The 7,498-nt window shown below is 39.5% G+C and carries 4 protein-coding genes, 9 tRNA genes and 1 pseudogene; 12 read left to right on the top strand and 2 right to left on the bottom strand.

Annotation, left to right across the window (positions count from 1 at the left end; genetic code table 11):
* The first annotated feature begins 69 nt into the window (after positions 1-69).
* The 9 genes from AC1DKZ_RS21050 (at position 70) to AC1DKZ_RS21010 (ending at position 835) form a co-directional block, all read left to right on the top strand.
* Positions 70-145: transfer RNA gene (locus tag AC1DKZ_RS21050), tRNA-Asp, on the top strand.
* 14 nt (positions 146-159) lie between these two features.
* Positions 160-235, top strand: a tRNA-Phe gene (locus tag AC1DKZ_RS21045).
* A gap of 14 nt (positions 236-249) precedes the next feature.
* A tRNA-Thr gene (locus AC1DKZ_RS21040) sits at positions 250-325 on the top strand.
* 10 nt (positions 326-335) lie between these two features.
* Positions 336-411: transfer RNA gene (locus AC1DKZ_RS21035), tRNA-Lys, on the top strand.
* A gap of 13 nt (positions 412-424) precedes the next feature.
* Positions 425-495 (top strand) — tRNA-Gly (locus AC1DKZ_RS21030).
* Positions 496-501: 6 nt separating this feature from the next.
* Positions 502-578: transfer RNA gene (locus AC1DKZ_RS21025), tRNA-Ile, on the top strand.
* A gap of 7 nt (positions 579-585) precedes the next feature.
* A tRNA-Asn gene (locus AC1DKZ_RS21020) sits at positions 586-660 on the top strand.
* A 6-nt stretch (positions 661-666) separates the two neighbouring features.
* A tRNA-Ser gene (locus tag AC1DKZ_RS21015) sits at positions 667-757 on the top strand.
* A 6-nt stretch (positions 758-763) separates the two neighbouring features.
* A tRNA-Glu gene (locus AC1DKZ_RS21010) sits at positions 764-835 on the top strand.
* A 184-nt stretch (positions 836-1,019) separates the two neighbouring features.
* Here AC1DKZ_RS21010 and AC1DKZ_RS21005 read toward each other — a convergent pair.
* Positions 1,020-2,066, bottom strand: a complete 1,047-nt coding sequence (locus AC1DKZ_RS21005; protein ID WP_003192076.1) for an FUSC family protein — start codon at positions 2,064-2,066, stop codon at positions 1,020-1,022.
* Between the two features lie 684 nt (positions 2,067-2,750).
* On the opposite strand from AC1DKZ_RS21005, the gene AC1DKZ_RS21000 reads away from it, so the two are divergent.
* Positions 2,751-3,695, top strand: a complete 945-nt coding sequence (locus AC1DKZ_RS21000; RefSeq protein WP_002089250.1) for an L-lactate dehydrogenase — start codon at positions 2,751-2,753, stop codon at positions 3,693-3,695.
* Between the two features lie 192 nt (positions 3,696-3,887).
* Here AC1DKZ_RS21000 and AC1DKZ_RS20995 read toward each other — a convergent pair.
* Positions 3,888-4,007, bottom strand: a pseudogene (locus tag AC1DKZ_RS20995) (TasA family protein); the annotation flags it as partial.
* Positions 4,008-4,477: 470 nt separating this feature from the next.
* Here AC1DKZ_RS20995 and glgB point away from each other — a divergent pair.
* Positions 4,478-6,415: a 1,4-alpha-glucan branching protein GlgB gene (gene glgB, locus AC1DKZ_RS20990; protein ID WP_085312677.1), complete on the top strand. Its 1,938-nt coding sequence runs from the start codon at positions 4,478-4,480 to the stop codon at positions 6,413-6,415.
* A complete protein-coding gene (glgC, locus tag AC1DKZ_RS20985; RefSeq protein ID WP_476996998.1) occupies positions 6,363-7,493 on the top strand; it encodes a glucose-1-phosphate adenylyltransferase in 1,131 nt (376 codons plus the stop codon). The genes glgB and glgC overlap by 53 nt, the downstream gene beginning before the upstream one ends.
* Positions 7,494-7,498: the final 5 nt, after the last annotated feature.

Raw genomic sequence — 7,498 nt, 5'->3', positions numbered from 1 at the left:
GCAGTACGGTAGCTCGTCGGGCTCATAACCCGAAGGTCGCAGGTTCAAATCCTGTCCCCGCAACCAAATGGTCCCGTGGTGTAGTGGTTAACATGCCTGCCTGTCACGCAGGAGATCGCCGGTTCGACCCCGGTCGGGACCGCCATTTTTTTACATAAAGGCTCGGTAGCTCAGTCGGTAGAGCAGAGGACTGAAAATCCTCGTGTCGGCGGTTCGATTCCGTCCCGAGCCACCATTTTGAAATCGCAAGCCGGCTTAGCTCAATTGGTAGAGCAACTGACTTGTAATCAGTAGGTTGGGGGTTCAAGTCCTCTAGCCGGCACCACTTTCAAAATGAGCCATTAGCTCAGTTGGTAGAGCATCTGACTTTTAATCAGAGGGTCGAAGGTTCGAATCCTTCATGGCTCACCATTTTTAATTTAATGCGGGTGTAGTTTAGTGGTAAAACAAGAGCCTTCCAAGCTCTGGTCGAGAGTTCGATTCTCTTCACCCGCTTTTTATGGGCCTATAGCTCAGCTGGTTAGAGCGCACGCCTGATAAGCGTGAGGTCGATGGTTCGAGTCCATTTAGGCCCACCATAATTATTCCGCAGTAGCTCAGTGGTAGAGCTATCGGCTGTTAACCGATCGGTCGTAGGTTCGAGTCCTACCTGCGGAGCCATATTATAGAGAAGTACCCAAGTGGCTCAAGGGGCTCCCCTGCTAAGGGAGTAGATCGCGAACGCGGTGCGAGGGTTCGAATCCCTTCTTCTCTGCCAGATTTTGGCCCGTTGGTCAAGTGGTTAAGACACCGCCCTTTCACGGCGGTAACACGGGTTCGAATCCCGTACGGGTCATACTAAAAGAGATAGCATAATCTGCTATCTCTTTTTTGTTGTATATATGTTATCTAAAGCGGACTTTTAGTAGTCTGCTTTTTTTTATAAAAGATGGAGTATGAAAAGGTCATTATAGGGGGGATTTTGTTCTACTGGAAAAGATACCTAAAATATTAAAGCATCTTTCGCTAGATAACCACCTTTACACTGATTTCGCCATCGCTCTACTGAATATCAAGTTCACTGCAATCACGATGACTGCACCGATAAGGGTTGCAAATACACGGTCGAACAGAATGATAAACTGGAACGGCTTGCCGGCTTCCATGATCAAAATAATGAGCGGGATCATGGTTGCAGAGTATACAAGATAATTTCGAACCTTTAGAAGAGGTCGAACACCTGCGAATAGCCCGATACTTATAACTAACCCCCAAATTGGTAGACTAGTTGCGAGAAGCAAGCTCGCAACAATCACGCCGATTACTGTACCAAGCACTCGTTGTGTTGTTTTGATTGGAAAGAGTTCTATTTTCCGCTGAGTAAGGATCGCTACGGTAATTGCAATCCAATAGAAGTGGTGCTCGGGCCAAAGTATTCGCAATCCCTCAGCTATACCTAGACATAATGCGAGCCTGATTGGGAATTGCCAACTGGATAGGTGTGCAAGAGAGTTCCACCATAGAATGATTTTTTTCGATGTTGGCCCTTTCACAGCTCCATCCAGCGATGATTTAAAACAACGGTGTACCCAGATGCCTAGCACCAAGCTGATACTGACGGTCCAAATCGCCCCCGCTAAGATTGAAAAAATTAGTTCCATCCGGTACTCCGTCTGGTCGACCATATTGAGGATGATAATCAGGAATACGACAAAGCGTGTTGTTGCCACCGCCAAGGCACGACTATATCCGCCAATTAACGCAGCAAGGCTTACCAGCAGGATCAAGACTCCAAATGTTAGATAGCCATGTCCGAAAGAGAGAACAGCAGCAATCGCAGCGAGCACTACTGATATCAGCGCTGATGCCAACCTTTTCCCGTGATTTATAAAACTCGAACCGACTTTCACGCTACTGACTGCCAAACTGCCGACCGATGCAGCAAAACCAAGAGCGGGGTAGCCTAAAACTGTGGCGAACAGAACGGGTCCGGCCATACCTATGCCGGCGGAAATGAGTTCTACTATTTCTACCTTGGCCTCCTTAGACCAAGAAAACACTTGGGCCCTATATGTCTTTACATTCATCTATAGCACCTCTTCCGACCCAAAGAGTAGGGTACAGTTTAATAATAGGCTCTTTCTTTAATCCATGGACATGTGGTGATACCTATGTCCATCAGGCTAATATTTTGAAGTATCCCCAAAATGAAAATTTTATCTTTCCAGAGTTATTTATAATAATTCAGCTCATTTTTTTCGATATGGGGAAATACCAATTTCTTAAGTTGATGGCAATGTATGGTGACCCCTTATAAAAACCTCTAAAAGTATTGCTGCGGATTTACAAAAGTTAAATGATAAGAATTATGTGAAGGCTAACTTCTTCGCTCCAGTCAAATTTTGAGATGGGAGTCTTACTGCCCACAAATAGCGGGATAAATAATATAGATAGAAGAAGCTATCCTTGTCGAAACGTCGATATAACCAAAGTTGTGTTCGATATAATTTCACTTACCAAGAAAACTTTAAGAAAAAACCTTTCACAATCTAAAGAAAACGCCTCCATTGAGATAGATTTCACCCGCATTCTAACAACTTTACACTCTATGTGAAAAAGTTCACAAATAGGTCATAATTTGTGAAGGAATTCACAATATTCCATGCTACAATATGTATGTAAAGAAGTTAAACAACATTAAATTAGTATTTTAATTAATTACTTAAACAATAATAAAAAATAGATGTAAACAATTGAAAGGGGAAATTAACATGAAAAAAGGTATCAATCGCGTAGTATTAGTAGGAACAGGAGCTGTAGGTTGTAGTTACGCTTACTCAATGATCAACCAAGGTGTAGCTGAAGAATTCGTACTAGTAGATGTTAATGAAGCAAAAGCAGAAGGAGAAGCAATGGACTTAAGCCATGCGGTACCATTCTCTCCAGCACCAACAAAAGTTTGGAGCGGTAGCTATGCAGATTGTAAAGATGCAGATTTAGTAGTTATCACTGCTGGATTACCACAAAAGCCAGGCGAAACTCGTTTAGACTTAGTTGAGAAAAATACAAAGATCTTTAAACAAATCGTTCGCGGTATTATGGATAGCGGATTCGATGGAATCTTCTTAATCGCAACTAACCCAGTTGATATTTTAACTTACGTAACTTGGAAAGAATCTGGTTTACCGAAAGAGCGCGTAATCGGTTCTGGTACTACTTTAGACTCTGCTCGTTTCCGTTACATGTTAGGTGACTACTTAGATGTAGATCCACGTAACGTTCATGCTTACATCGTTGGTGAGCACGGTGACACTGAACTTCCAGTATGGAGCCACGCTACTGTAGGTGTACAAAAACTAGAAACAATCTTAGCGAACAACGAACAGTATAACCAAGAAGATTTAGATAAAATCTTTGAAAATGTACGCGATGCAGCTTACCACATTATTGAACGTAAAGGCGCAACTTACTACGGAATCGGTATGTCACTACTTCGTGTAACTAAAGCGATCTTAAGCAACGAGAACAGCGTATTAACTGTATCTGCATACCTTGAAGGTCAATATGGTGAGAAAGATGCTTACGTAGGTGTTCCAGCTGTTATTAACCGCGAAGGTGTACGTGAAATCGTGGAACTTGAATTAAACGAAGAAGAAAAAGTGAAGTTCGCTCATTCTGTAAAAGTATTAAAAGAAACAATGGCACCAGTACTATAATAACTGCTAATAATTCAGAGGCGGGAAACTGCTTCCTACCTCTGAGTTAATATAAATTAATATAAATTCCTTTCCGGTTTCCTTGTATATCCCCAATATACCCCTTTTGCTGGATAAGGGTCATTTATAGAAAAAAGCACTCTATTTTCGAATAGAGTGCTTTTATATGTTATTTTTTCGGTGTTAGACGTCTTGAAATGAATTACCCGATGTTTCGGAGTCGCTGAAATAGGCGAATACACTGCCAAATGTAAGTGATAAGCCTAGTGATGCAGTGACAACTGCCATTCCTACTTTTTGTTTTAATGACATAAGAAAGCCCCCTAATTTAATTTTTATCAAACTTTCGCCTGGAGCATCGATAGAGTAAACATAGTGTTTCAGTATGAATTATATTTGCGAAGGTTCAACGTTCTTTATTGAGAACAAGTATATGCTTATGAATTTTCCATTTCAATAAAATTGTGACAAAAAATGTTGAGAAACATTTTTTTATGACAGATTATTTTGTTACGATTTTAAGTGATAAATAGCGAGTAAAATAGGATAAATCTAATGAAATAAAGGTTGAGAAATAAATAATAGGATGAAAGACTAGTAGGAAATGAAGCGTTTGCAATGAATATTCGTCAAAATTCGATAATTTACACGAAAAATGTGAACATTTTAAGTGAAATTCAAGAAAAAAACGAATATTTTTTAAAAAATAACAAGGATATTTCAGTTTTTCGCAGAAATAATAAAGAGTAAAAAAATTCTGTCATCTTAGTGAGGTGAACATATTGGATGTAATAAATTGTGAAGAAGTGAAACGAGATGAGTTTCATACAGAAAAGTACTATGACAGTTATAACATCTTTGGGGCACATATTGTGACGGAAGATGGGATGCGAGGTGTACGATTCACAGTATGGGCTCCTCATGCGAAAGCAATGAGTGTTGTTGGGGATTTTAATGAATGGGATTATGAGCAACATAAGATGCTACAAGTGACAGAAGAGGGGATTTGGTCCTTGTTTGCACCGCATATTGAAGAGAATGATATATATAAGTATGCGATTGAAACGATGGACGGTGACGTTATTTTAAAAGCGGATCCTTATGCAGTATATGCAGAAGTAAGACCAAATACGGCATCTGTAGTTTTTGATATAGAGGGATATGAATGGAATGATAAAAACTGGATTCGTAAGAGAAAGAAAAAATCGATTTATAAAGAAGCGATGACAGTTTATGAATTACATTTCGGTTCTTGGAAAAAGAAAGAGGATGGCGCTCTGTATTCTTACAGAGAAATGGCCGAGGAGCTCATTCCGTATGTGGTGGAACATCAATTTACACATATTGAAATTATGCCGCTTGTTGAGCATCCATATGATCGTTCTTGGGGATATCAGGGAACAGGATATTATGCAGCGACAAGTAGATTCGGCACGCCACATGATTTGATGTATTTTGTCGATGAATGTCATAAATATGGAATCGGTGTCATTTTAGATTGGGTACCGGGGCATTTTTGTAAAGATGCTCACGGTTTATATTTGTTTGATGGGACACCGACTTATGAATATAAAGATAGAGACGTACAAGAAAACCTTGTATGGGGAACTGTTAATTTTGATTTAGGGAAGAGAGAAGTACGTAATTTCTTAATTTCAAATGCGTTATTTTGGATGAGGCATTTCCATATTGATGGTTTCAGGGTAGATGCAGTTGCGAATATGCTGTACTGGAATAAAGAAGGAAAAGAGCAAAGCAATGAACACGCCGTTTCTTTCTTACGAGAGTTAAATGAAGCCGTGTTTGCAGAAGATGAAGAGTTTCTTATGACAGCGGAAGATTCAACAGCTTGGCCACTTGTAACAGCTCCAACATACGAGGGTGGACTTGGATTCAATTATAAATGGAATATGGGTTGGATGAATGATGTGCTGAAATATATGGAATGTGCGCCAGAGTACCGGAAATACATTCATGAGAAAATGACATTCTCTTTAATATATGCTCACTCTGAAAACTTCATATTACCGCTTTCTCATGATGAAGTCGTTCATGGGAAAAAGTCGTTATTAAATAAAATGCCGGGAGATTACTGGGATAAGTTTGCTCAGCTTCGTTTATTATATGGATATTTCTTTACTCATCCAGGTAAGAAATTACTCTTTATGGGTGGAGAATTCGGGCAATTTGATGAGTGGAAGGACCTTGAAGATTTAGATTGGAATTTACATGATTTTGAAATGCATCGTAATATGCATGATTACTTTAAAGAGCTCATAGCATTGTATAAGCGCTCAAAACCACTTTGGCAGTTAGATCACTCGCCTGAAGGATTTCAGTGGATTGATGCTAATAATAATGAGCAAAGTATTTTCTCGTTTATCCGCCAAGGGGATAAGCAGGAAGATGCGTTAGTTGTCGTATGTAATTTTACGAAAGCTACATATGAAAACTATAAAGTAGGTGTACCAGATTTCGAGTACTATAACGAAATTTTAAACAGTGACTCGGCGCAATATGGCGGATCGGGGCAAGTTAATAAGAAACGTCTCAAGACGATTCTAGAGCCATATCATAATCAAGCGGCACATGTAGAAATTACAATTCCACCATTTGGCGTATCCATATTACGACCAGTGAAGACGAGAAAGGGGAGCAAAAAACAAGATGGYTCAAAAACAAAAGTGCGTAGCAATGTTACTAGCAGGGGGAAAAGGTAGTCGTTTAAGTGCATTAACAAAAAATTTAGCCAAGCCAGCTGTTCCATTTGGTGGTAAATATCGCATTATTGATTTTACGTTAAGTAACTGTGCAAACTCCGGTATTGAAACGGTGGGGATTTTAACACAATATCAACCGTTAGAACTTCATAATTATATTGGAATCGGAAATGCTTGGGATCTTGATCGTGTAAACGGTGGAGTCACTGTGTTACCTCCTTATGCGGAGTCTTCAGGTGTGAAGTGGTATACAGGTACGGCAAGTGCTATTTATCAAAACTTAAACTATTTAAGTCAGTATGAACCAGAATATGTCCTTATTTTATCAGGCGATCATATTTATAAAATGGATTACAGCAAAATGCTAGATTACCATATTGAGAAAGAAGCGGACGTTTCGATTTCTGTTATTGAAGTGCCGTGGGATGAAGCAAGTCGCTTTGGCATCATGAATACAAATGAAGAGATGGAAGTTGTTGAATTTGAGGAGAAACCGCAATTTCCAAGAAGTAATCTTGCATCAATGGGAATTTATATTTTTAACTGGGCTATTTTAAAAGAATATTTAGAGATGGATGCAAGAAACCCTGAATCTAGTAATGACTTCGGAAAAGATGTACTTCCGCTTTTATTAGATGAAGGGAAGAAGTTGATGGCGTATCCGTTTGAAGGATATTGGAAAGATGTTGGAACGGTGAAAAGCTTATGGGAAGCGAATATGGATTTACTTCGTGATGAAACATCGTTGAACTTGAACGATCGTAATTGGCGCATTTATTCTGTGAATCCAAACGAGCCGCCTCAATATATTGCAGAAAAGGCAAAAGTAGAAGAGTCACTTATTAATGAAGGGTGCGTCATTGAAGGGGACGTGAAGCATTCTGTTTTATTCCAAGGAGTGACGGTGGAAGAAGGTAGTATGGTAATCGATTCTGTCGTTATGCCAGGGGCAAAGATTGGTAAAAACGTTGTGATTGAAAGAGCGATTGTTGGATCGGAAATGGTTATTGAAGATGGGACAATAATTCGTCCAGAAAAAAATGTTGATGATGTAGTACTAATTGCTGAAGGAAAATAGAAAAG

Source organism: Bacillus sp. 05T21 (genome assembly GCF_056396785.1).
This window is presented reverse-complemented; position numbering and strand designations above follow the sequence as displayed.

Bases quoted from the DNA above. Each gene is read 5' to 3' on its own strand.
- AC1DKZ_RS21000 (WP_002089250.1), top strand. From the start codon at position 2,751: ATGAAAAAAGGTATCAATCGCGTAGTATTAGTAGGAACAGGAGCTGTA.
- AC1DKZ_RS21005 (WP_003192076.1), bottom strand. From the start codon at position 2,066: ATGAATGTAAAGACATATAGGGCCCAAGTGTTTTCTTGGTCTAAGGAG.